At 37.2% G+C, this 23792-nt stretch carries 22 protein-coding genes; 14 read left to right on the top strand and 8 right to left on the bottom strand.

The window, feature by feature from the left end; translation table 11 throughout:
* Window positions 1-299: 299 nt before the first annotated feature.
* From C9I86_RS09025 to C9I86_RS09005, 5 genes are all read left to right on the top strand, one after another.
* Window positions 300-470, top strand: a complete 171-nt coding sequence (locus tag C9I86_RS09025; RefSeq protein WP_080156659.1) for a periplasmic nitrate reductase, NapE protein — start codon at window positions 300-302, stop codon at window positions 468-470.
* Window positions 471-510: 40 nt separating this feature from the next.
* Complete coding sequence (gene torC / locus C9I86_RS09020; RefSeq protein ID WP_107276181.1) at window positions 511-1695, top strand: pentaheme c-type cytochrome TorC; 1185 nt, start codon at window positions 511-513, stop codon at window positions 1693-1695.
* 32 nt (window positions 1696-1727) lie between these two features.
* Window positions 1728-4208 carry a trimethylamine-N-oxide reductase TorA gene (torA, locus tag C9I86_RS09015; RefSeq protein ID WP_080156657.1) on the top strand — a complete coding sequence of 827 codons (2481 nt, stop codon included), beginning with the start codon at window positions 1728-1730 and terminating at the stop codon, window positions 4206-4208.
* Window positions 4209-4308: 100 nt separating this feature from the next.
* Window positions 4309-4764, top strand: coding sequence for a group II truncated hemoglobin (locus tag C9I86_RS09010; RefSeq protein ID WP_080156656.1), 456 nt, complete (start codon window positions 4309-4311; stop codon window positions 4762-4764).
* A 116-nt stretch (window positions 4765-4880) separates the two neighbouring features.
* Window positions 4881-5660: a TSUP family transporter gene (locus tag C9I86_RS09005; RefSeq protein WP_080156655.1), complete on the top strand. Its 780-nt coding sequence runs from the start codon at window positions 4881-4883 to the stop codon at window positions 5658-5660.
* On the opposite strand, the gene C9I86_RS09000 is transcribed toward C9I86_RS09005, so the two are convergent.
* Window positions 5611-6456 (bottom strand): LysR family transcriptional regulator, encoded by an 846-nt coding sequence (locus tag C9I86_RS09000; protein WP_080156654.1) that lies wholly within the window; start codon window positions 6454-6456, stop codon window positions 5611-5613. The two genes, C9I86_RS09005 and C9I86_RS09000, sit on opposite strands and share 50 nt — an antisense overlap.
* A gap of 297 nt (window positions 6457-6753) precedes the next feature.
* Here C9I86_RS09000 and C9I86_RS08995 point away from each other — a divergent pair, with 297 nt between their 5' ends.
* Window positions 6754-7083: a hypothetical protein gene (locus C9I86_RS08995; protein WP_080156653.1), complete on the top strand. Its 330-nt coding sequence runs from the start codon at window positions 6754-6756 to the stop codon at window positions 7081-7083.
* Window positions 7084-7133: 50 nt separating this feature from the next.
* Here the strand turns inward: C9I86_RS08995 and C9I86_RS08990 are convergent, their stop codons facing one another.
* The gene (locus C9I86_RS08990; RefSeq protein WP_080156652.1) at window positions 7134-7640 is read right to left on the bottom strand and encodes a MarR family winged helix-turn-helix transcriptional regulator; all 507 of its coding nucleotides are present in this window, start codon (window positions 7638-7640) and stop codon (window positions 7134-7136) included.
* 479 nt (window positions 7641-8119) lie between these two features.
* On the opposite strand from C9I86_RS08990, the gene C9I86_RS08985 reads away from it, so the two are divergent.
* The 6 genes from C9I86_RS08985 to uhpC all read left to right on the top strand — a co-directional run bounded on the left by C9I86_RS08985 (window position 8120) and on the right by uhpC (window position 14979).
* Window positions 8120-9784, top strand: a complete 1665-nt coding sequence (locus C9I86_RS08985; protein ID WP_107276180.1) for a murein L,D-transpeptidase — start codon at window positions 8120-8122, stop codon at window positions 9782-9784.
* A 201-nt stretch (window positions 9785-9985) separates the two neighbouring features.
* Window positions 9986-10540, top strand: coding sequence for a YcbK family protein (locus C9I86_RS08980; protein WP_107276179.1), 555 nt, complete (start codon window positions 9986-9988; stop codon window positions 10538-10540).
* A gap of 79 nt (window positions 10541-10619) precedes the next feature.
* A complete protein-coding gene (locus C9I86_RS08975) occupies window positions 10620-11273 on the top strand; it encodes an MBL fold metallo-hydrolase (RefSeq protein ID WP_107276178.1) in 654 nt (217 codons plus the stop codon).
* Window positions 11274-11481: 208 nt separating this feature from the next.
* On the top strand, window positions 11482-12090 hold the full coding sequence (uhpA, locus tag C9I86_RS08970; protein WP_080156648.1) for a transcriptional regulator UhpA: 609 nt from the start codon (window positions 11482-11484) through the stop codon (window positions 12088-12090).
* On the top strand, window positions 12090-13646 hold the full coding sequence (gene uhpB / locus C9I86_RS08965; protein ID WP_107276177.1) for a signal transduction histidine-protein kinase/phosphatase UhpB: 1557 nt from the start codon (window positions 12090-12092) through the stop codon (window positions 13644-13646). The genes uhpA and uhpB overlap by 1 nt, the downstream gene beginning before the upstream one ends.
* Before the next feature lie 37 nt (window positions 13647-13683).
* A complete protein-coding gene (gene uhpC, locus C9I86_RS08960) occupies window positions 13684-14979 on the top strand; it encodes an MFS transporter family glucose-6-phosphate receptor UhpC (protein ID WP_080156646.1) in 1296 nt (431 codons plus the stop codon).
* 2 nt (window positions 14980-14981) lie between these two features.
* Here the strand turns inward: uhpC and C9I86_RS08955 are convergent, their stop codons facing one another.
* On the bottom strand, window positions 14982-15644 hold the full coding sequence (locus C9I86_RS08955; RefSeq protein WP_107276176.1) for a DUF2982 domain-containing protein: 663 nt from the start codon (window positions 15642-15644) through the stop codon (window positions 14982-14984).
* Between the two features lie 299 nt (window positions 15645-15943).
* On the opposite strand from C9I86_RS08955, the gene C9I86_RS08950 reads away from it, so the two are divergent.
* Window positions 15944-16324 (top strand): MarR family transcriptional regulator, encoded by a 381-nt coding sequence (locus tag C9I86_RS08950; RefSeq protein WP_107276175.1) that lies wholly within the window; start codon window positions 15944-15946, stop codon window positions 16322-16324.
* 207 nt (window positions 16325-16531) lie between these two features.
* A complete protein-coding gene (locus tag C9I86_RS08945) occupies window positions 16532-16837 on the top strand; it encodes a hypothetical protein (RefSeq protein ID WP_080156643.1) in 306 nt (101 codons plus the stop codon).
* Window positions 16838-16916: 79 nt separating this feature from the next.
* Here C9I86_RS08945 and C9I86_RS08940 read toward each other — a convergent pair whose 3' ends face one another.
* From C9I86_RS08940 to queE, 5 genes are all read right to left on the bottom strand, one after another.
* Window positions 16917-18107: an amino acid aminotransferase gene (locus tag C9I86_RS08940; protein WP_080156642.1), complete on the bottom strand. Its 1191-nt coding sequence runs from the start codon at window positions 18105-18107 to the stop codon at window positions 16917-16919.
* Between the two features lie 177 nt (window positions 18108-18284).
* Window positions 18285-19571: a GGDEF domain-containing protein gene (locus C9I86_RS08935; RefSeq protein ID WP_107276174.1), complete on the bottom strand. Its 1287-nt coding sequence runs from the start codon at window positions 19569-19571 to the stop codon at window positions 18285-18287.
* A gap of 168 nt (window positions 19572-19739) precedes the next feature.
* A complete protein-coding gene (locus C9I86_RS08930; RefSeq protein WP_107276173.1) occupies window positions 19740-21041 on the bottom strand; it encodes a GGDEF domain-containing protein in 1302 nt (433 codons plus the stop codon).
* Window positions 21042-21239: 198 nt separating this feature from the next.
* Window positions 21240-22640 carry an asparagine--tRNA ligase gene (asnS, locus tag C9I86_RS08925; protein WP_080156639.1) on the bottom strand — a complete coding sequence of 467 codons (1401 nt, stop codon included), beginning with the start codon at window positions 22638-22640 and terminating at the stop codon, window positions 21240-21242.
* 263 nt (window positions 22641-22903) lie between these two features.
* The gene (queE, locus tag C9I86_RS08920) at window positions 22904-23584 is read right to left on the bottom strand and encodes a 7-carboxy-7-deazaguanine synthase QueE (RefSeq protein WP_199190763.1); all 681 of its coding nucleotides are present in this window, start codon (window positions 23582-23584) and stop codon (window positions 22904-22906) included.
* Window positions 23585-23792: the final 208 nt, after the last annotated feature.

Raw genomic sequence — 23792 nt, 5'->3', positions numbered from 1 at the left:
GGCATGTATCTGTTCAAGTGCTTGTCTTAAAAACATAAAAAAATCCAAGTGCATTAAATACACTTGGATTTTTACACATCTACAGGATCGTTCAACTGATCATTTTGGGCTTAACTGATCAGCATTAAGCAGTGATGCTGGCTTTTTTTATGGCTGTTATTTAAGTGAGTAAGTCCAAATTGGCGGAACTTATTTGTAGTTTGATCGTGAAGGTTAATTATCATTGACTATAATTTCATCAACCCATTGTTATTCGTGAATGGTATATCGCTATTGTAATGATTATTTAGAGGTCGATTATGGCTAGTACTGAGATTACCGAGCAAGAACGAGGTCGCTATGAATGGTGGGCCTTTTTATTCATTATTATTCTGTTATTTCCGTTGTTATCCATAGCATTAGTCAGTGGTTATGGTTTTACGATATGGGCGTTACAAGTGTTTGTTTTTGGTCCTCCAGGGCATGGGTAGGTTGTAATGTTTCGATGAAATAAACAACGGAGGGAGAACGATGGTGACGTTTATAAAAAAATTATGGTTAACCTTTTGGCGTCCTGCTGCGAAGATAAGTCTTGGTGTACTGACCCTTGGTGGGTTTGTTGCTGGTGTTATCTTTTGGGGTGGGTTTAATACTGCGTTAGAAGTGACTAATACTGAAAAATTTTGTATTAGTTGTCACTCAATGCGCGATACCGTTTATCCAGAATTACAAGGCACCATTCACTGGGAGAATAATGCAGGAGTGAGGGCAACGTGTCCTGATTGCCATGTTCCCCATAATTGGACCGATAAAATAGCCCGTAAAATGCAGGCCAGTAAAGAAGTGTTTGGTGCAATTGTCGGCACTATTGATACCCCTGAAAAATTTGAAGCGAAGCGGTTGGAGTTGGCTCAGCATGAGTGGAAGCGATTTGCGGCGAATAAATCTTTAGAATGTAAAAGCTGCCACAGTTACGACAGTATGAAATGGGATGAAATGTCGCCACGGGCACAAGTACAGATGAAGCAAGCGGCTGCAAAAGATCAAAGCTGTATTGATTGTCATAAAGGGATTGCCCACCATTTACCGTCAAATATGGATTCATCAGGCGGTATGATTTCTGAATTAGCGGTTGTAGCACAAAATACAGATTATGAGAACGGTAATACTTATTACAGCATGCAGTTTATTCCTATGTTTGAAGATGAGGCAAAAACCCAAGATGGTGGTTCATTAGAGCCTGCATCGGGTGTCAAAGTTGTCGCTGTTAAAGATGACATGCTACAAATTGAGATCAGCGGTTGGCGTAAGGAAAAAGGGTTTGGCCGCGTTATTAATCAAGATTTTGGGATGAATATTCCTACCGCAGCATTAAGCAAAACAGCAGCTCAAAATAAAGATATTGTTAAAGGGACGACCGAAAAAGAAGATGATGTTACCGGGCTTAAATGGCAACAAGTCACAGCGACGCTATGGGTAGAAAAAGCGAAGTTTGTGAGTAATGTTAATGATATTTGGTCAGTTGCCCAATCAGCTTATAAAACTAATTGTAGTGTCTGTCATACTCAACCTGCCGAAAATCATTTTGATGCCAATACGTGGCCGGGAATGTTTAATGGCATGTTAGCTTTTGTAAATTTTGATACCGACAGTGAAGCCATTGTTTTGAAATATTTACAAAATCATTCATCAGATTTTGCAAAAGACAAACATTGATAGCGTATCCCGTTTAAAAAGAGGAAAGATCTATGTCTTTGAGTCGGCGTAAATTTTTACAAGGGTTAGCGACAACCAGTGCCGCTTCTGTGATTGGCCCAGGGTTATTATTACAAGTTGCACACGCGAGTGATACTAATACGCCAACAGCCGATGCGCCGGGCATTTGGAAAGTATCGGGCTCTCATTGGGGTGCATTTCGAGCACGAATATATAATGGCCAAGTCGCTGAAATAAAACCGTTAGAATTTGATAAAAATCCTACCGATATGTTAAACGGGATCAAAGGCTTAATTTATAGTCCTTCACGGGTGCGCTATCCGATGGTGCGCTTAGATTGGCTTAAGAAAAATAAATATAGCGGTGAAACTCGTGGTAATAATCGCTTTGTACGGGTGACATGGGATGAAGCATTAGATTTATTTTATCAAGAATTACAACGGGTACAGAAAGATTACGGTCCTTGGGCATTGCATGCTGGTCAAACAGGATGGCGAGAAACAGGACAGTTCCAAAGTTGTACGTCGCACATGCAACGTGCTGTGGGTATGCATGGTAACTTTATTAAGAAAGTCGGTGATTACTCAACCGGTGCAGGCCAAACCATTTTACCTTACGTATTAGGCTCAACAGAGGTTTATGCCCAAGCAACCACATGGTCAACCATACTTAAAGATTGTAAGACATTGATATGGTGGTCAAATGATCCGATTAAAAATAGCCAAGTAGGATGGCAATGTGAAACCCATGGTTCTTATGCTTACTATGAGCAATTAAAACAGAAAGTGGCTGATGGCAAGATCCGCATGATTTCGGTCGATCCTGTGGTATCAAAATCGCAACAATATTTTAATTGTGAACATCAATACGTTAATCCTCAAACTGATGTGCCTTTCATGCTTGCCATTGCGCACACATTGTATAAAGAAGATTTGTACGATAAGCAATTTCTAGAAATGTATACACTTGGCTTTAATGAGTTCTTACCTTATTTATTAGGCACAGGTAAAGACAAAATAGCTAAAACGCCAGAGTGGGCTGAACCTATTTGTGGTGTTAAAGCTGATGCGATTCGAGAATTTGCGCGTAATTTAGTGAAAGATCGTACTATGTTGATGTTTGGTTGGGCAGTGCAACGACAACAGCATGGTGAGCAGCCGTATTGGATGGGGGCGGTGTTAGCCTCCATGCTAGGTCAAATTGGTTTGCCTGGAGGTGGTGTGTCTTACTCGCATTTTTATAGTGGGGTTGGATTACCTTTTAGTACTGCGGCCGGGCCGGGTGGCTTTCCGCGTAATGTCGATGAAGGTCAGCAGCCTATCTGGAATAATACTGATTTTAAAGGTTATAGCTCAACTATTCCCGTTGCTCGATGGATTGATGCCATTATGGAACCGGGTAAGAAAATTCAATATAACGGCAGTGATGTCGTATTACCTGATATTAAAATGATGGTGTTTAGCGGCTGTAATCCATGGAATCACCATCAACAACGTAATCGTATGAAAGAGGCATTTAGAAAGCTGCAAACGGTGGTGAATATTGATTATACATGGACACCAACGTGCCGTTTTTCTGATATTGTTTTACCGGCTTGTACACAATTTGAACGTAGTGATCTTGACCAATATGGTACTTACTCAACCAGTGGTATTCTAGCGATGCACAAATTGGTTGATCCATTATATCAATCAAAAACCGACTTTCAGATATTCACTGAATTAACAGAGCGTTTTGGGAAAAGTAAGCAATATACCCGTGGTATGACTGAAATGCAGTGGATAGAACAACTGTATAATGACTGTCGCAAAGCAAATAAAGATAAACATGAAATGCCAGAGTTTAGTCAGTTTTGGCAGCAAGGATTAGTGGCGTTCCCAACCGATCAAACCTATGTTAGTCACGCGGCTTTCAGAGAAGATCCTGAGATTAATAGTTTAGGTACACCTTCTGGCTTTATTGAGATTTATAGCCGTAAAATTGCGCGTTATAACTATGAACATTGCCAAGGCCATCCGATGTGGTTTGAAAAAGAAGAACGTTCACACGGTGGGCCAAAATCAAATAAATTCCCATTTTGGTTACAATCATGCCATCCCAATAAACGTCTACATTCACAGATGTGTGATTCTGAAGACTTCCGTAATACCTATGCCGTAAAAGGGCATGAACCCGTTTATATCAATCCTGATGATGCGAAGAAAAAAGGCATTAAAGATGGCGATATTGTGAGAGTGTTTAATGATCGTGGGCAGTTATTAGCCGGCGCTGTACTTTCAAGCCATTATCCAACAGGGGTGATTCGTATTGAAGAAGGAGCATGGTTTGGGCCACTCAATAATGATATTGGCGCTATAGATACTTATGGTGATCCTAATACATTAACCATTGATATTCCAACCTCAGAGCTTGCTCAAGCAACCAGTGCTAATACGGTAGTGGTTAATTTTGAAAAGTTCACGGGCAAAGTACCTCCTGTTACCTCTTTTAGTGGGCCTTTGTATGTGAGTTAATTAAAAATGTGATCAACAATAAATAATAAAGAGTGGCTATGGCTGCTCTTTATTTATTTCTTATACTATAAAAAAAGGATTTTAATAAAGTGATAATGAAATGGTTGATAAAGTTGAGTTCCCCGAAGGTGATGATTTTTCAGGTGTAAAAAAGCGTAATGTCCCGAAGTTTGAACAAGGAGAGAGCATTTTACAGGCGGCGGGTGGTGAGATCGGTGTACAACAACTTGTTACTGATTTTTATTACTATATCGAGAGCTTACCTGAAGCGGCAACGATACGTGCTATGCACAGTGATAATCTGACTGAAGCTCAGCAAAAATTGACAACGTTTTTGATTGGTTGGATGGGAGGGGAAGACAATTATATCGAGCGCTATGGACGCATGAACCTTGCTAGTGCTCATCACCACTACCATATTGGCTTAGCTGAAAAACAAGCATGGCTTATGTGTATGCAAAAAGCCGTTGATGACCAACCGTATGATGAGTTATTTAAGCGTTTTATTATGGTGCAATTGTCTTTTCCTGCTGAGATCTGCCGTAATCAAAATTAGGCTTCATAAACCCATTCCAAACCGGAATGGGTTGCTATCCTAGCTTTCACTGTTCGATATACTTAATCACCGTTATTATTCTGCTATTAGTATGTTGATTAATAAAGTGATCGTAAATGGAATTAGGTATAGATGTATTAGTTATTTTATTTTGTGTGGCGTTAGCGGCCGGATTTATTGATGCAATCGCTGGTGGTGGAGGAATGCTCACAGTGCCAGCTCTCTTGTCTGTTGGGATTCCACCGGCTCAAGCATTGGCAACCAATAAATTACAAAGCTCATTTGGTAGTTTTTCAGCATCTTGGTATTTTGTCCGTAATGGATTAGTTAATCTTAAACAAATGCGATTGGCTATAGGCTGTACGTTTGCAGGTTCAGCTGCGGGGGCTGTGTTAGTGCAGTATATTGATGCGAGCATACTGACAAGCCTTATTCCTATTTTATTAGTTTGCATTTCACTGTATTTTTTATTTTCCCCTAATATTGGTACCGGGGGAGGCACTCCTAGATTATCAGAAGCGGCTTTTGCATTTTCAGTAGGCACAAGTATCGGTTTTTATGATGGTTTTTTTGGCCCAGGCACAGGTTCATTTTTTACAATTTGTTTTGTTGTTATTGCTCAATTAGGGCTAGTAGAAGCGACCGCTCGTACTAAAGTTTTAAATTTCACCTCTAATATTGCAGCGTTAATATTGTTTATTTTGGCTGGATTACCTGTTTGGAAGGTGGGGTTAATAATGGCTGTGGGTGGTTTTATGGGGGCGCGATTAGGCGCACATGTTGTTATTAGTAAAGGTCAGCGTTTTATTCGACCAATGGTTGTTATTATGTCGATGGGAATGGCGATCAAGTTGTTGTGGCAACAGCACCCGCAATGGTTTCAATTAGTTTTTTAACACGCGGTAATTTATAACTATTTTGACGGTAGATTAGATGGATTGGCCGAGTTAGTTCTGCTAATTCTTCAAATTCAAAACAGAATTTAGCGTGAATGTTTAAAGTTTTGACTATTGAATTAGGCACTAGAGCAGGTAACATACCTGCTAGTGCCAATTGTGCAGCAGCTGTGTAAGAGTCCATTTCCATTATTGGCATGATCCCTTGCTTTTGCAGTATTGCAGCCTGAGAGATATTGGATGGGTTTTTTAAATCATTGGTAACAATAGCGGTCGGCAGTGTAAGTAGTGGTTGATTAAAAACCACTTTAAAAGGCTCATCCATCAAATGCTCTGCAATAAAGCGCGAGTTAGCTGGTAAGTGCCCCGCACAAAAGCCAATCGATGCCTTACCTGATTGAATGTTTTCAACAATGATTGGTGTATGATGCGTTGTAATCGCAATGTATTTATCATGTTGAAAATACTGTCCGAGTGCATGTGATAAATATCCTGCCACTAAGGTTTCAGAGCAATCAATCGTAATAATACTTTGATCGTCTATATTTTGATGTTCAAAAATCAGCCCTCGAATTTCATTAAAACTAGGCCCAACGTTTTTAATTAATGCATACGCATCGGGGGTTAGTTTTATTAACCTTCCTGCTGGAACAATCAACTTTGTTCCTAACGTTGTTTCTAATTTAGCAATCCGTTTGCTTACTGCTGATTGGCTAATATACAGCCGACTGCCAGTGCGACTCATAGTACCTTCTTCCGCGAGTACTAATAACGTTTCAATACCTTCAAGTAACATTGGTTGATTCCATTGATGAAAGAGAGGAATCAATAATACGGGATGATAGCGACTGAGGCTAGGTGAGAAAAAGAAGAGTGTGTTATGGAACGTATAATGTTTTAAAGATGTAAGTTGAGTGTATAGAGGTGATGTTATTGCTGTTTGGTTTATCAGTAATAATAACAGGGATTAATAAGTAAAATATTGCCTAACTCTATGTAATATCTATTATTTGATCGCGTTAACAACTTGCTGATTAAATATGTATTACTATAAATTAATGTTTATTTTTCATTGATAAATAAGGATATTACAATGATAAAATCCCCACCATCGTTACTTAATTCGATTTGCACTTTAGATTTGCTAAGTCAGCAATTAAGTATTTTGAGTCATGCTCAGAACACTGATTCAAACGCACAAGTTATTACTCAATTAGCGTTATCAGAACAGGAACAAATACTGCTCATTCGTATGAAAGTTGAGGCAATAAAACAGGCTTTGGATTGTGCTTTATCAGCGGTTGAGGTACATGATGAAACAGCAATTAAACAAGCATTATTATTAGCAATGTATGAGTTAACTCAACAACAAGTGCCATCAACGTTGATGAAGTATCAGGTTGATCCTGTATTAGCGGGATAACTTTTATTCAGTAAAATAAAACCGACAACAATGTCGGTTTTTAATTGCTGTTATTCGTCGTCAGAGCTATCTACATGCAATTTTTCTTGCTTTGTAATACTACCAACTTCTAATAATGGTGCGGCATCGAGGTGCTCTGCATTCATCATAGTTGAAATACGTTGCACGGAAGAAAGTAGTAGTGATTGTTCCCAATCTTCTAACTCTTGATACTGAGAAATAAAGCTGTCTTGTAATGGTAATGGTGCTTTATTAAGTAACGTTACGCCAGCCTCTGTCAAATGAGCGTGGACTTTGCGTTTATCAAGTACACTCCGTTGACGAACAACTAAGCCTCGTTTTTCTAAACGGTCAAGAATTGTTGTTGCTGTTGCTTGACTCATATTGGTGTTATTAGATAGCTGACGAATAGTAATCTCGCCTGATCCACGAATTGCACGCATTAATACTAACTGTGGACCAGTCAGTCCGGCATTCTTATTCAACTTTCTAGAATGTAGGTCAATTGCTCGAATAATTTGTCGCAGAGCAATCAATACTTCTTCGTGCCTATCCATCTAACTCTCCAATTAAATCTGTATGTAATAACGCTATAAAATCATTCTAATGTAGAAGGTACTTTCATGATGAGAGTATACAAGAATTATAATGTTTTCATTGGTCTTTATCTGTATCTAGTTAATTTATTTATAGATAAAAGGAATTATGTGTCATTGATTTTACATTTAAGTGTTTCAAGGTTGTAAATTCAAGCTGTTTATGAAAATGAGAGCTATTCTTATCCTTGTATCGAGGGGGACATTACATACAATATGAGATAACGCAGTGAGGTTAATTGACTGGATATTGTTATTGTACTGTTGATGTGCATAACACGCACTTTTAGGCTCTAAGATTAATCTTCAATGAAAAGAAATTGTTATTCTAAATATTGAATAATATTTGTATTTCTAAGATTTGCGAATATGTTTTTATTCTATATTTAATCATCAAATATAGTTTTACTTTCATGCTGACGTGTGAATAGGGGTATTTAATGACATTTATTAAGAATGCTTTTTTTATTGTCATATTAGTATTTATCAGCTTTTACTTACAAGTACAATATGCCTATTCTCAACAACTTGGAGATAATCGTGAACAGACCTTATTAAATATAAATAACCCATCGTCCTCATTAGTGACTATCAATAAATCGACAAATATGCTTAATGGTGCCCAACGATGGGTTGCAGATGCTAATGCAAATAAAGCACGTCTTAAATATCCTTCAATATTAGTTGAATTATATTTATCAACCGGATTTCGTCAATTTTGGGAGAGCAAACAAGTAATAAATGATTTTATAGATCAACTTCGTATTCTTAGTCTATCTGAAACAAATAAAGAATTAACCGCTAGGTACCATTTATTGATTCAATTACAACAACAAAGAAACTGGCAACAATATGATGTTATAGCAACAGATACCTTATTAATCTATATCAGTTTTATTGAACAGTTACATGGTAAAGGTAAATTGTGGTTGTTTGGTGAAACCGCTCCTTCAACATTACCACCACCTAGTCGTGTAGCGATTGAAAATATGCTTGATAATTATGAGAATCATCGTTTTAATCAATTTATTGTTCGCTTAAAACCACAGCTTTCAGAATATAATCAATTAGTCGCATCAATCAATAAATTGGATTCTCAACATGCATTCCGTTGGCCAGTATTGAGGTTTAATGGCAAAGTTGATCCAGGAAAAAATATTACCTTTATACCCAGTTTACTTATAATACTTGAACGATTAGGTGACATATCACCTCGTGAAGCTAAGCGTTACCAGCAACAGCATAAATCGCTATATACTGGTACGTTGGTGTTGGCAATAAAACGCTTTCAAGCGAGGCATGGCTTAAAACGTGACGGTGTTATTGGCTCGCAAACACAACAATGGTTAGCATTAAATCCCACTCAACGTGTACGGCTATTAGCATTAAATGCACAACGGTTACGGTTGTGGTCGACTAGCCTTTATACGGGTATTGTTGTGAATATTCCGAGCTATTATATGAAGTTATGGCTGAATGGTCGTTGGGTTATGAGCAGCAAGGTGATTGTTGGTAAGCCATCGCGGCAAACCCCGATTTTTAACTCTGTGGTTAACTCTGTGGTCTTTAATCCCTATTGGAATGTACCCAATTCAATTATGAAGAAAGATATATTACCGAAGGTGAAGCGTAGCCGGAGTTATTTGAGACGCCATAATTATGAAGTTATTCGTAGTTGGAGTAGTACTGAAAAAATAAATATAAATTCAATTCCTTATGATTTATTTTCGCCAAATAAATTCCCATACCGTTTACGCCAAAAACCAGGTAAAAAAAATGCGTTAGGTTTATATAAATTTAATATTCCCAATAACCAAGCTATTTATCTGCATGATACATCATACCCGGTATTATTTAATAAGCATGACCGTGCACTGAGCTCTGGTTGTGTACGTGTGCTGGAATCAAAATCATTGGCTTTGGCATTATTACAATATTCAGGAAAAAATGAATCTCAATTTAACACATTTTCTAGAAGTAAAAAAACGCGCACAATTAGTCTTAATAAAGGAAAAAAAGTGCCAGTTGAAATTATTTATCAAACGGCATGGGTTAATGATGAAGGCGCGGTCAATTACCGTTTTGATATTTATGAATATGACTAATGACAACAAATAATGTGCTATTAATTTCTTCTTACAATAATAATTTCGTGTAAGTTAATGATATTTAAAAATAGATTTATCAATTTGATATTATGTGACTTGTGTATTTGACTGCTTAATTAACTGAAGATAATGTTTTGCAACATTGGTATATGAATTGCTTTAGCAATAGATAACATTATTTTTTTGGTTGTGTAAGTTATGTCAAATTTAGATATTAGTCGCCGTAAATTTTTAACATTAAGTGGAATCGCTGTTGGTGTATGTATGCTTCCTAATATTGCTCAAGCAAGTTCTTTTCAAGCAACAACACCTCGAACAATGTTATTGCGCAATTTGCATACAGGTGAAGAATTAGAAACGAAGTACTTTAATGGTAAAACGTATGTGGGAAAAGAAGTTCGACGCTTAGATCATCTTTGCCGTGATTTCCGTCAAAATGAAATTGCTCGTATAGATCGTCGTTTATATGATGCTATTGCACAAATTCAATCTTACCTTGGTCATGAAGGTTATGCGCAATTATTTTCAGGTTATCGCTCATCTAAAACCAATAAGATGCTAGCAAAACGCGGTGGTGTTGCAAAGAAGAGCTATCATATGAAAGCTCAGGCTATTGATTTTAATCTTGAAGGTGTGCCTTTAGCTAAAATACGTAAGGCGGCGTTAGATTTAAACATTGGTGGCGTTGGTTATTATCCAAATAGTCAATTTGTTCATATTGATACTGGCCCCGTCCGTAATTGGAGAGGGTAGTTTATTGTTGTGTCATCTGTATTTTTAAGGATATTCGTGGCATGCTTCGCTAAATAGTGTCTCCGTTTAGGAAGTATGAATGAGTCTTCAATATAAAATAGTACCAGTAACACCGTTTCAACAAAATTGTTCTATTATCTGGTGTGATGAAACACATCAAGCTGCGATTATTGATCCCGGTGGTGATATTGAGCAACTTCAAAAAGAAGTGGCAGCATTGGGTGTTAACGTTACTCAATTATTACTTACCCATGGGCATTTAGATCATGTGGGTGGCGCTGAACCTCTTTCTCAGATCCTTGAGGTTCCGGTGATTGGTCCGCAACAAGATGATGAATTTTGGCTACAAGGTTTACCTCGTCAAAGCGAAATGTTTGGCCTTCCAATGACAGAAGCATTTTCGCCAACTCAATGGCTTAATGATGGCGACATGGTAACTGTAGGTAATCAAACGTTACAAGTACTTCATACTCCAGGTCATACGCCTGGGCATGTAATTTTTTACAGTGCGGATGCGAAAGTTGCATTTGTCGGAGACGTATTATTTAAAGGGGGTATCGGTCGTACTGATTTCCCTCAAGGTAATCACCCAACATTGATTACTTCGATCAAAACTAAATTGTGGCCTTTAGGTAATGACGTAACGTTTGTTCCCGGGCATGGTCCATTATCTACTTTTGGTCATGAGCGAGTGACTAACCCGTTCGTAGCCGACGAAATGCCACTATATTAAACTAACTGTGTGACTTGACGGTTAGTTGCACAGTACAGATAAACTAAGTTAATAACCACTGGTGATTTTATTGGCAGTGGTTTTTGCGTTTTTTAAAACCAAATAAACATTTAATGGGCTAGAGCTTGCATGAATTTATTTCAAACGGTACTTTATGTCGATTAAGACTTCTTTTGTTGTTTTTTAATGCTTATGGGTATGTCTCGTTATGATTACAATCGCTTTAGTTGATGATCATGTCATTGTCCGTTCTGGTTTTGCTCAATTATTATCGTTAGAACCAGATATGAAAGTTATTAACCAATTTAGTTCGGCACAAGAAGCGCGTAATGGCTTAGCTAAGCAAGCTGTTGATGTCTGTATTATTGATATTTCAATGCCAAATGAAAGTGGTTTAACATTACTCGAAGATGTAGCCAATAGTGCAGGTTGTATTATGTTAAGCGTGCATGATTCAGCAACAGTGATAAATAAAGCATTAACAACGGGCGCAAAAGGGTATCTAAGTAAGCGCTGTAGCCCTGATGAACTTGTTCAAGCCGTACGAAAAGTTGCAAAAGGCGAATCTTATTTAGCATCTGATATCGAAATGCAATTAGAAACCACAGATCCTTACCAACAATCTATTGCATGTTTAACCAAACGTGAGCGCCAAATTAGTGAAATGTTGGCTGCGGGATTAGACGTTAAAGCGGTTGCGGTTGAATTAGGGTTAAGCCATAAAACTGTTCATGTGCATCGTGCGAATGCAATGGACAAACTTAATGTGAGTAATAATGTTGAGTTAGTTAAATATTTTCCGCTAGAAATATTGTAATGCGTCATTATGTATTGACGTCATTAGGCGGGGGATTATTTTTTATTTGTAGCTGGTTTTGCTTGTGGGTTATTGCTTTTTATTTTCTTGTTGACCCTGCATTAGCCATTCTATTTTTCCCTTTTGCATTGAGATTAGGAATAACACTGCATACTGCTAGCCGCTATTGGATTGTCATTTATGGCACTGAATGGGGGCTGATTTTATTATTGGCAAAAGCGCTTAATGATCTTCCGTGGTGGCCCATTTTAATTGCGAGTATTTTATCATGGCCCGTATTGTGGTTTGCTCGCCGTTATTATTATGGCGATCAATGGCGGCAGTTATTCATTATGGCAGCAGTTATTGTCTCCACTGCGGTGATTAATGTTGTTATGGTGATGGGATTTCGATCTATCGTTCAACTACCGCTATCACCAATGGGTATGATCTTTCTAATCAGCGTCACTGGTGGATTAATGCTAGTGCCTACGTGTTATTTATTATGGAGTTTCTTGTTTAATCGGTCATGGATTCCACTTACCGTCGCTCTTATTTCTAAGCCATTAGAATTACGTCACCGTGATCTGTGTTTATATGCCTTACTTTTTATTGCTAATATCTTATTACAAGTAAATTTGCCTGATGAGCTTAGCCGTTTTGCTCCTTTTTGCTTAGCCATACCTATTATTGTGCTTGCCTTTCGTCATGGGTGGCAAGGTGCATTACTTGGAACATTGCTTAATAGTATTGCGTTAATTGCAGCTCGAAGTGATGTTAGTAATATGGAAATTACGGATTTATTATTATCACTCTCAGCACAAAGTTTAACGGGAATTCTGTTAGGTCTTGGGATTCAACGGCAACGAGATCTTAATACCAAATTATCATCAGAGTTAGGTCGAAATCAGGTTTTATCGCGTCAATTAATTAAGACAGAAGAGTCTGTTCGACGAGATGTAGCTAGAGAATTACATGATGAAATAGGCCAAAATATTACCGCGATCAGAATGCAAGCCAGCATTTTGAAACGGGTGGAGTTAACGCCGGTTACTCAGCAATGCTCGTCGACCATTGAGCAATTATCGCTTAATATTTATGACACAACCAAAGGCTTATTATCACGGTTACGTCCAAAAACATTAGATGATCTTGGTTTAGCTAAAGCTGTAGAGCAAGTTGTGTGTGACTTAAAACTAGAAGATAAAGGGATTGAGGTTGCTATGGCATGGGGGCGTCATCAGCCACCATTGTGTGATACGACAAGTGTAACGCTATACCGTATTTGCCAAGAAGCATTGAATAATATTGCTAAATATTCACATGCCACAGAAGTTATTATTGAATTACAAATTGATCAACAAATTAGATTACAAATTGAAGATAATGGGGTTGGATTTAAAGCAGAAGATGCTTTTAAAGGTTTTGGTCTTCGAGGCATTCGTGAGCGGGTTGAAATTCTAGGAGGACAGTGTTCGATAGTCAGTCACCACCGTGATAGTTTCCAAGAAAACGCCTCACAAAAACACATTACAAATACGGGTACAACACTAGCCATTATTTTACCTTTAACATAATGACAATCTTTAACTCCTTTATATAATCAGGTACCACATGGCCGTATTATCAGATCCAACCGTTGATCAACGCTATAAATATTGGCGGTTGCATATCATGGTCAGCATGTATATTGGTTATGCGGGATTTTATTTAACCCGTAAAAATTTTACTTATGCAATGCCAACCATGATTGCTGATTTAGGTTGGGATAAAGCCGATATTGGTATGATGGGCACGTTATTCTATCTGACGTATGGGTGTTCAAAATTTATTTCAGGCATGATATCAGATCGCTCTAACCCTCGTTATTTTATGGGAATAGGGTTAATTGCGACAGGCATTATAAATATCTGTTTTGGCTTTTCCAGCTCAATCGTTGCGTTTACGTTATTGTGGATAGCCAATGCATGGTTTCAAGGGTGGGGTTGGCCTGCTTGTTCTAAGTTATTAACAACGTGGTATTCACGCTCTGAACGTGGCTTATGGTGGTCATGTTGGAATACTGCTCATAATGTTGGTGGAGCATTTATTCCATTACTGGTGGGGTTTTTAACCGTGCATTATGGCTGGCGCTACGGTTTTTTTATTCCCGGTATTATTGCTATTGTGATTGGTATTGGTCTCTGTTGGCGTTTACGAAATAAACCGACGGCGATGGGGCTACCTAGTGTTGGTTTATGGCGTAATGATTATTTAGAAGTTGCCCAAGAAAATGAAGGGATTGGCCTCACTCAGCGACAAGTTTTATTTAAGTATGTCTTAACCAATAAGTATTTGTGGTTACTCGCGGTAAGTTATGTGCTGGTTTATATCGTTAGAACAGCGATTAATGACTGGGGTAATATTTATTTAACGGAACAGCACCATTATAGTCTGTTGTCTGCAAATGGAGCGTTATCACTTTTTGAGATTGGTGGTTTTTTAGGATCTCTTGTGGGAGGCTGGGGCTCAGATAAATTATTTGGTGGTAACCGTGGTCCAATGATCCTGCTTTTTTCTATGGGCATCTTTTTGGCGGTTGCTGCGTTGTGGTTAATGCCTGTCACTAATTATATTTTGCAAGCAGGTTGTTTTTTTGCAATTGGCTTTTTTGTTTTTGGTCCGCAAATGCTAATTGGTATGGCTGCCGCAGAGTGTTCTCATAAAGATTCAGTCGGCGCTGCAACAGGTTTTGTTGGCTTATTTGCCTATATGGGGGCTGCATTAGCGGGATATCCACTGGCTATTATTATGAATCATTATCATTGGACAGGCTTTTTTGTTGTTATTTCCGTCGCTGCAGCATTAATTGGGTTGTTGTTATTGCCTTTTCTTAAAGCTCAAAAGGTTACTACTGCTGTTTCATCATGAAATTAAGCTGCAGCTTTATAGCGACGTAATAGGCCAATAAAATCGTTTACAGGGCGATCAAGCACATCATCTGCAATAAAAAAATCAAACCCTAGTAATTCTCGATTATAACGCATTCGATTGGCAAGCATTGCTTGAAGTCCTTGAAATTGTTCACCGCTACTGGTTATAAATGGATCATCATCAAATAATATATCCTCAAGTTGATGGGTTGGGTGAGCGCTGTGCTTAAGTTCCATGACCAGTAAAATACGTTGTTCTAGTAACAGTCTAGATGCAACGCGTGGGCAGATAGTTCGAATAAAATCATCATAACTTTTTAAACGAATGCCAATCCAAGGTAAGGGAAGATGCCATCCATCTGATGACAGTGTCACGTTCCCTATATGCTGAATATTATGCCATGTTGTTGACCAACCCCCATAGTGGCTATGAAATTGGCAATGCATAAAGGTCAATGTGAAACTCATGGTCGATGGATTGAAGAAGGTGGCAGTAAATAGCAAAATACACCCAAATGATATAGCGATCATCAAGAGGCTTATTGTTGGTAATTGAGTATTAAAATAACTTAATAAAGCAAAGGTGAGAGTGGTAAATATTATTGCTATCCAGATAAAATGTTTTGTGGTCAGTTTTTCCGTATGAATATGAAGCGTTTCCATCACAGCCTCCTAAACCATTCAAACGACGATGATGATGTTATTATCGCGATCAAATATATATTATAGATGTATTTGTCTAAAAAAGAATTCCGATGAAAATGATGAATTTGATGCATACTTTTACTAAAAATGCGTCCAAATTCGCAATTATTTGATGTTCGTTTGTGAGTGATCATATTTATCGGCGGATAAATAACCGTTTACTGGTAATTGTTACATAACCTTGGTATAAAACGCGCTCACTTTTTCTCGATGAAAAGAGTGGAGATTGAAAAGTAGTGTAACGGAGTAAAGAAGTAATGAGAATTTCTCACAAACGTAATGTTCAACGTAAACTGCATAAACAGAAACCTCTTTTAAGCAATACAGTCTTAGCAGTTCAAAAGATGCCAGAAGTTGAATTAGTTATTGATACGGCAGTGGTTACTGACACTATTGTTTCTAAGCCAACGACTGTTTCTAAGCCAATTGCAACGCTGACACCTAAGCAACAACAAGTACTAGATATTGTTGTAAGCCATACTGATGGTTTAAATCCAAAAGGTATTGGTTTACAAGCAGGCCAAGAAGAGGCTAAAGCGGCTTCTTGGGCTACTGGTGCGCTAAAAAAACTAACAGAAGAAGGGTTAGTTGAGCGCATCCAATTGGCAGGGAATAAAGTGTTATATAAAGCACTTTAAGATATGCTAATCCCGCTTCTCTTTAAGAAGCGGGGATTTCTTCGTTTGATTATGATTTTTCTCCTCTTTTGTCCCCTTATCACAACTATTGTCTATACTATTATTATCTTTAAGACATAAAACCGACGCTTTTTTTTTACTCTGCTATAACTATAAACAAGGAGAGTAATTCTCAAGGAGTACGCAGAATTCGGAGAAACTGATCTTATGACGATGATAAGTGCAAAGGAATTTTCTGGTTGGCTACTTGAACGATTTGCAGATGAAACACAGGGAGTATCCCTCAGTCGCGAAGATATTAATATGTTAACAGGGAGACAAAGTTTTTCTCTTGGTTATATTCACGATATACATTATGAAGTGATGCGGCATGGAATGGCGTTTGTAACTGATACCACAAGAGAAATGTTTTATCTTGTTCCAATATCAGAACGGCCTTGGCGTAAGCAATTAGAGAAGCATTATGAACATGATCTTTATTGTAATGTATTACCATTGAATAAATCAGGCTAATAATATTTTTATCATATAACAGTAAAAAAAAGAGGATAATCATCCTCTTTTTTTATGGGTATAGTTTATTTTTTATGCGTTACAGAACGGCAGCAATACCTTGGCATAACGGTAACATATTTGATTTGGTCATACCGGCAACGCTGATACGACCAGAGCCTACTATATAGATAGCAAATTCTTCTTTGAGACGTTTTACTTGGTCTTTATTAAGGCCTGAAAATGAGAACATACCATTTTGACGCTCAATAAAGCTAAAGTCGGTATCAACACCACATTGTTTTAGTGTTGCTACAAATAATACGCGCATTTCTTGAATACGATCGCGCATTTCTGTAACTTCTTGTTCCCATTCAGCACGTAATACAGCATCGTTTAGAATCTGTGTCACAATAGCCGCACCGTGAGCGGGTGGGTTAGAGTAAATAACACGTGCAATAGATTTCACTTGGCTGAATGAAGTCACTGCTTGCTCAGCGTTCTTGGCAACTAAAGTAAAAGCACCTACACGCTCATTGTAAAGGCCAAAGTTTTTAGAGAATGAACTAGCAACGAGGAGTTCTGGCATTTGATCGGCAAAGATACGCAGTCCTTGTGCATCTTCTTCAACACCTTGAGCAAAGCCTTGGTAAGCAAAGTCAAACATTGGCAGTAATTGTTTTTCTAGGCAGAGCTTAGCCAGTGTTTGCCATTGTTGATTAGTTGGATCTATACCTGTTGGGTTATGACAACAGCCGTGGAATAAGACGACATCACCTGCATTTGCTTGATTTAAATCTGCCACCATCGCATCAAAATCGATATTTTTTGTGTGGGCGTTATAGTAACCGTAAGTCTTCGTCTCTAGGCCGGCGGCACCAAAAACACCATGATGGTTTGCCCATGTAGGATTACTGATCCAAACCGTAACATCCCCTAACTGGCGTTTAATAAATTCAGCAGCAACGCGTAATGCTCCTGTACCGCCAGGGGCTTGTGCCGTTTGAACTCGTTTTTCTGCAATAAGTGTAGAATCAGTACCAAAGAGTAGTTGCTGCACTGCTAAACCATACTCAGGCGTTCCTGGAATGCCTAAATAAGATTTTGTTGTTTCTTGTGCTAATAAAATGGCTTCTGCTTTTTTTACAGTAGCTAAAACAGGTGTGTTACCTGCTTCATTTTTATAAATACCCACGCCGAGGTTAATTTTATGTGTTCTAGGATCAGCTTTAAATTCGTCTGTTAAACCGAGAATAGGGTCTGCGGGTGCTGCTGTAATCTTTTCAAACATATCGATCATCCATGGGTAGTTAAAGAGTTATGTTCCTATTTATACCCTTAGTGATAGAAGTTTGACAAGAGGGTGTAACAAATTTATGAATTTATAATTATGTTTTGTTATTGCATGCCTATGATCTTTAGCTCAACAACTATGGGCTATTTTGTATAGAATCAATTTAATTGTTATCTAAACAATGGTAGCTTGATTACGGCCATTATTTTTAGAGTGATAAAGTGCTTGATCTGCTACTTTATAGGCGTCATTAAAATGCATGTTAGTTGTACTGGTTCCACCAATAGAAATTGTAATATTAATGTCTAATATAGGACAGCGAGAAATTGAGTCACATATATTTTTGGCTTTTATTGTTAGTTGTTCTTTATTCATATCTGGAAACGATAATATAAATTCTTCACCACCCCAACGAATGGCGATATCTTTTTTCCGAATACAATTATTAATACGCTTAGTGACAGCACGAATAACGTCATCACCCACTTCATGACCATAGGTGTCATTTACATTTTTGAAGTGATCAATATCGATAATTAATAAATTAAAATTTTTCTGATTAATTAATTTACTTTCATAGTAGTCACGGCGATAAAAATGTGTCATTTGATCGTAGCGTAAAATGAAATTTTTATTAGCAATTAGCTGCGTTAATGAATGATATAAAAACATTAATAAAAGAGAGGGTAAAAAGGTGGCTTTTAAAAGAGTATAAAAATTAATCCCTAAGTTAATGGGATCAACGGTTGAACATGGTAATAACTCACTTGTGTGATAAATATTATTATTATCCATGCTAATAATTGTTATCTTGTTACTATTAAATTTAGCTAAGGTATTTTTAAAAGCAGAGTTATTAATATCTATTGCCAAAAGAGAATCCAATTTTTTATTATTATAGATTGGATAATAAATAGTACGAATTATTTTATTAGTTCCTGGTTCTTTATATATATCGGTTAACTTTATATTACAGCCATAAAATGAACGATAAGTATCCATCAAGTCTTCATTTTTAACGATAGTATTAATGGCTATTTTATCATAACCTTTTAAATAAGCCGGTCTAAGAGGATCAAAGTGTGAATAATCTGATGCGGTTTCAAAAACGGCCACTGTCCATATATTATTATTAGTAAGTTGGTTGATATTTGAACGTAATTGGTTTATTCCTGTTGATAATATTTTAGCATTGGTTGGTGTGTTGACGATAACCGAGACACCATTAAAAATGTATGTCCCTTTATTTAAGGCAACAGTACTTGTATTGTTATAAAATGAACCAAACCGACGAGCAACAGAATAAACATTATTTAATGTAGTGATATACATATTTTGTAGTTTTTCAATATTGTATATATTATAAATAAAATATGCACTAGAACAGATCATGAAAAATAAAGTAAAAAGCTTTAAGTGGATTAATGTTTTTTTAAAAAAACCATTTACAGTTATAATCATTACTATCCATAGATATTAGAACGTGACATTGCATTTTATATATTCCTTTTACAGATTAAAGTGAAACATATAGATTGTAGTCATAAATTATTTTCATCGATACTATTAAATTCTCTGAAGGTATTTTTTAGTTAGCTTATTGACCTATATTGCTTAAATTTTATCTATTTAGGCAATAGTGTATTGATTTCTTCCATTGTTTTTTGAGTAATAGAGGGCTTTATCCGCTTCTTTATAAGCATCGTTAAAGTGTATATTTGTATCTGATACGCCACCAATTGATACCGTGATATCAATATTCAATATAGAATCGGAGGCGACTGCTTGACATATTTTTTTAGCTTTAAAATATAATTGTTGACGGTTCATTTCAGGGAATGAAATGATAAATTCTTCGCCACCCCATCGAATTGGAATATCTTTTTTACGGATACAACTATTAATACGTATTGCAACATGACGTATTACATTATCACCAACTTCATGGCCATAGGTATCATTGATTTTTTTGAAGTTATCAATATCTATGATTAATATATTAAATTTCCGTTGTTTTAATAGTTTCTTCTCATAATAATCTCGACGATAAAAATTAGTCATATGATCACGTTGGATAGCATGTCTTTTTTTTATTAGGTAGGATTGAAAATAATTAGATAGGAAACTTAATATTAAAGCAGGAAAAAAAACCATTTTAAAAATAGAAAATAAATTAATACCAATATTAATAGGGTTTAATTGTGAGCAAGGTAATAATTCTTTTATTTTATAAATGTTACCATTTTTATTAGAATTGAGTAAAGTTAAATAACTTTTATTATAACGTTGTAAGAATTTAGAAAGAATATTATTTTTTATGTCTATTGCGACTAACGCATCAAGATGTTTATTATTATAAATAGGGTAGTAAAGGGTTCTTATTTTAATATTTGAACCTGTTTCAACATAACTTTCTGTTAGTTTAATATTACATCCGTAAAACGATTGATAAGTATTAGCTAGACCTTCCCGTTGAACAATACGGTACATTACTGAATTTTCGCCATATTTATCAAATTGAGTTAAGTACTCTGGTCTAATTGGATCAAAATGAGCGTAATCCGCAGGGTTTTCAAATACGGCAATAGTCCATATATTATTATTGGTAAGCCTATTTAATTGTGAACGTAATTTTTCTATACCACTAGAGAGAGTCTTAACTTTACTTGCAGTATTAACAATTAGCGAAACATGATTCATTTTATAATGATTTTCAGGTTTGTATATCTCTGGGGTATTATTGTAATAGGAACCAAAACGACGGGTATATGAATATACATTTTGAATTCGAGCAATATAACGGAGCTTAAATTTTTCAAGATGATAAATATTGTAAATAAGAAAGAAACTAGAGAATACGAAAAAAAGTAAGGCAAAAGTTTTCAATACGAGAACAGGACGCTTTTTAGTATCCTTATTATATTTTTTCATGGGAGAGACTTCGTTACATGTATTCTTTATGTGAATGATCCATGTGAATTTAATCTATTTGTGGAATGAATACAATCTTTATAAATTATAATTAAGAATTAAGCGTAAATGTTATATATTTGATCTGGGGTTTGTCTTGATTGTAAACAAAAAAACCATCCGAAGATGGTTTTTTTTACGACTAATTACACTGGGTATTTAGAAGTTTGCAGAACGTGGTGTACGTGGGAATGGAATTACATCACGGATATTGCTCATGCCCGTTACGTAAGATACTAGGCGTTCAAAGCCTAGACCAAAACCTGAGTGTGGTACTGAACCATAACGACGTAAATCACGGTACCAGCCCATGCTTTCAGGATTTAGACCCATTTCAATCATACGTGCATCAAGTTGTTCTAAACGCTCTTCACGTTGTGAACCACCGATAATCTCACCAATACCAGGTGCAAGTACATCCATTGCTGCAACAGTTTTGCCATCTTCGTTCATACGCATGTAGAACGCTTTGATGTCTTTTGGATAGTTCTTCACAATTACTGGTGCTTTGAAGTGTTGCTCAGCAAGGAAACGCTCGTGCTCAGAAGACATATCAATGCCCCACTCAACATCGTTCTCAAACTGACGACCAGAATCTTGAAGAATCTTGATTGCATCAGTGTAGTCTACTTGTGCAAAATCAGACGTTACAAATTGCTCTAGACGAGTGATAACGTCTTTATCAATGCGAGAAGCAAAGAATTCAAGATCGTCACGACGCTCTTCAAGTACTGATTTAAATACATATTTCAGCATATCTTCAGCTAGTTTTGCTACATCATTTAGATCAGCAAAAGCTACTTCAGGCTCAACCATCCAGAATTCAGCTAGGTGACGACTAGTGTTTGAGTTTTCAGCACGGAAAGTTGGACCAAATGTGTATACTTTGCTTAGAGCACAAGCATAAGTTTCAGCATTTAATTGACCAGATACAGTCAGGAATGTTTCTTTGCCAAAGAAGTCTTTGTCAAAATCCACTTCGCCTTTGTCTGTCATTGGCAGGTTTGCCATATCTAGCGTAGACACACGGAACATTTCACCAGCACCTTCACAGTCAGACGCTGTGATAAGTGGTGCAGACATCCAAATGAAGCCTTGCTCGTGGTAGAAACGGTGAATAGCTTGAGACAGGCAGTTACGAACACGAGCAACAGCACCAATTACGTTAGTGCGTGGGCGTAGGTGTGCAACTTCACGTAAGTACTCAATAGAGTGACGTGTTTTTGCCATTGGGTATGTTTCAGCATCTTCTACCCAGCCAACAACTTTAACTGCTGTTGCTGCTAATTCGAAATCTTGACCTTTAGCAGGAGAGGCAACAATTGTACCTGTGACTTCAACAGAGCAACCAGTTGTTAATTTAAGAACTTCTTCCTGGTAATTATTTAACTCATTAGAGACCACGGCCTGAATCGGGTCGAAACAAGAGCCGTCATAAATGGCAAGGAAAGAAATTCCAGCTTTGGAATCACGACGTGAGCGAACCCAACCGCGAACAGTGACTTCACTGTCTATAGCTAGTTTGCCGCTTAATACGTCTGTTACAGGCGCGTAAGTCATGTTTAAGTTATTCTCCGTTTAGGCACTTCACTTTGGAATTAAAGTATTACGTGCTTAAAGATATCGTTGTATAAGTAATATTACCTTTCTTACGTCAAGCATCAAGCATTGATCTCATTAGATTGATAAATTGATGTGGGAAAGTGGGATTTTACACAGAAGGTTGGTCAAGAAATGATCATTTTAGCAATGATAAGCAAATACTGTCTTATCATTGCGTTGTTATTCTTTGATGCTATAGCATGAGATGAAAGTGCTGCGGGTTAAGCAATTGCTAAATATTTATGGGTTTGGATCGATAAACGCCAATTACGCGCGATGCATGTTGAAATGCATAGTTCTGTTGCTCGTGGTTTTTGACTGATGGGTTGGAGTGCTATGGTGACATCAGTACGCAGCGTGACTGGCGCCAATAAAGTCTCTAATTGTTCTATGTCTTTATGAGTGCCTACGGGATGTTTGATCTCATTTGCACGTGCTAACGCCGAAGATAATACAGGCAATTTTGCTTTCATATTGATTTTAGGTGATACCGTTACCCACGTTCGGTCACTGGTTAATATCTCTGAAGTACCACTGGTTTCAATTTGACAGTTAAAGCCCGCTTTTTCTAAAGCAGTTGTTAGTGGACGTAGATCATAAATACATGGTTCTCCACCGGTGATCACCACATGTTTGGCGGTATAGCCTTGATCAACTAATAGATTAACGATGCCATTCGCATCGAGTTGGGTCCAAAGTGGAGAGTCTTCTGTTTTAATCATGATACGTTCAACGCTGACTAAATCTTCAGTTTCAGCTGTCCATGTCTGTTTGGTGTCACACCATGAACAACCAACAGGGCAGACTTGTAAACGGACAAAAATAGCAGGAACACCAGTGAATACACCTTCACCTTGAATCGTTTCGAAGACTTCATTAATTTTGTACACGCAGAACCTCATACTTCTCTTATCGCTACTTTTGGATATCGTAATCTAGCTGCCACCTGTGAATGACGTTTAGCAAAAGCACGGAGGAGATTAAATTTACTCATTGAATTTATACTCGGCGAAATGCCGATTTATCATTATGTCAGAAGCGAAAGCGGAAGTCTTTAGGGATTCCTCGTGACGGCTGTCACGTCCTGAGTACAAGAGACTTCACAATTAC

Source organism: Photobacterium sp. NCIMB 13483, from assembly GCF_003025475.1.
Lineage (GTDB): Bacteria > Pseudomonadota > Gammaproteobacteria > Enterobacterales > Vibrionaceae > Photobacterium > Photobacterium piscicola.
This window is presented reverse-complemented; position numbering and strand designations above follow the sequence as displayed.

Bases quoted from the DNA above. Each gene is read 5' to 3' on its own strand.
- C9I86_RS09025 (WP_080156659.1), top strand. From the start codon at position 300: ATGGCTAGTACTGAGATTACCGAGCAAGAACGAGGTCGCTATGAATGG.
- torC (WP_107276181.1), top strand. From the start codon at position 511: ATGGTGACGTTTATAAAAAAATTATGGTTAACCTTTTGGCGTCCTGCT.
- torA (WP_080156657.1), top strand. From the start codon at position 1,728: ATGTCTTTGAGTCGGCGTAAATTTTTACAAGGGTTAGCGACAACCAGT.
- C9I86_RS09010 (WP_080156656.1), top strand. From the start codon at position 4,309: ATGGTTGATAAAGTTGAGTTCCCCGAAGGTGATGATTTTTCAGGTGTA.
- C9I86_RS09005 (WP_080156655.1), top strand. From the start codon at position 4,881: ATGGAATTAGGTATAGATGTATTAGTTATTTTATTTTGTGTGGCGTTA.
- C9I86_RS09000 (WP_080156654.1), bottom strand. From the start codon at position 6,456: ATGTTACTTGAAGGTATTGAAACGTTATTAGTACTCGCGGAAGAAGGT.
- C9I86_RS08995 (WP_080156653.1), top strand. From the start codon at position 6,754: ATGATAAAATCCCCACCATCGTTACTTAATTCGATTTGCACTTTAGAT.
- C9I86_RS08990 (WP_080156652.1), bottom strand. From the start codon at position 7,640: ATGGATAGGCACGAAGAAGTATTGATTGCTCTGCGACAAATTATTCGA.
- C9I86_RS08985 (WP_107276180.1), top strand. From the start codon at position 8,120: ATGACATTTATTAAGAATGCTTTTTTTATTGTCATATTAGTATTTATC.
- C9I86_RS08980 (WP_107276179.1), top strand. From the start codon at position 9,986: ATGTCAAATTTAGATATTAGTCGCCGTAAATTTTTAACATTAAGTGGA.
- C9I86_RS08975 (WP_107276178.1), top strand. From the start codon at position 10,620: ATGAGTCTTCAATATAAAATAGTACCAGTAACACCGTTTCAACAAAAT.
- uhpA (WP_080156648.1), top strand. From the start codon at position 11,482: ATGATTACAATCGCTTTAGTTGATGATCATGTCATTGTCCGTTCTGGT.
- uhpB (WP_107276177.1), top strand. From the start codon at position 12,090: ATGCGTCATTATGTATTGACGTCATTAGGCGGGGGATTATTTTTTATT.
- uhpC (WP_080156646.1), top strand. From the start codon at position 13,684: ATGGCCGTATTATCAGATCCAACCGTTGATCAACGCTATAAATATTGG.
- C9I86_RS08955 (WP_107276176.1), bottom strand. From the start codon at position 15,644: ATGGAAACGCTTCATATTCATACGGAAAAACTGACCACAAAACATTTT.
- C9I86_RS08950 (WP_107276175.1), top strand. From the start codon at position 15,944: ATGAGAATTTCTCACAAACGTAATGTTCAACGTAAACTGCATAAACAG.
- C9I86_RS08945 (WP_080156643.1), top strand. From the start codon at position 16,532: ATGACGATGATAAGTGCAAAGGAATTTTCTGGTTGGCTACTTGAACGA.
- C9I86_RS08940 (WP_080156642.1), bottom strand. From the start codon at position 18,107: ATGTTTGAAAAGATTACAGCAGCACCCGCAGACCCTATTCTCGGTTTA.
- C9I86_RS08935 (WP_107276174.1), bottom strand. From the start codon at position 19,571: ATGATTATAACTGTAAATGGTTTTTTTAAAAAAACATTAATCCACTTA.
- C9I86_RS08930 (WP_107276173.1), bottom strand. From the start codon at position 21,041: ATGAAAAAATATAATAAGGATACTAAAAAGCGTCCTGTTCTCGTATTG.
- asnS (WP_080156639.1), bottom strand. From the start codon at position 22,640: ATGACTTACGCGCCTGTAACAGACGTATTAAGCGGCAAACTAGCTATA.
- queE (WP_199190763.1), bottom strand. From the start codon at position 23,584: ATGAGGTTCTGCGTGTACAAAATTAATGAAGTCTTCGAAACGATTCAA.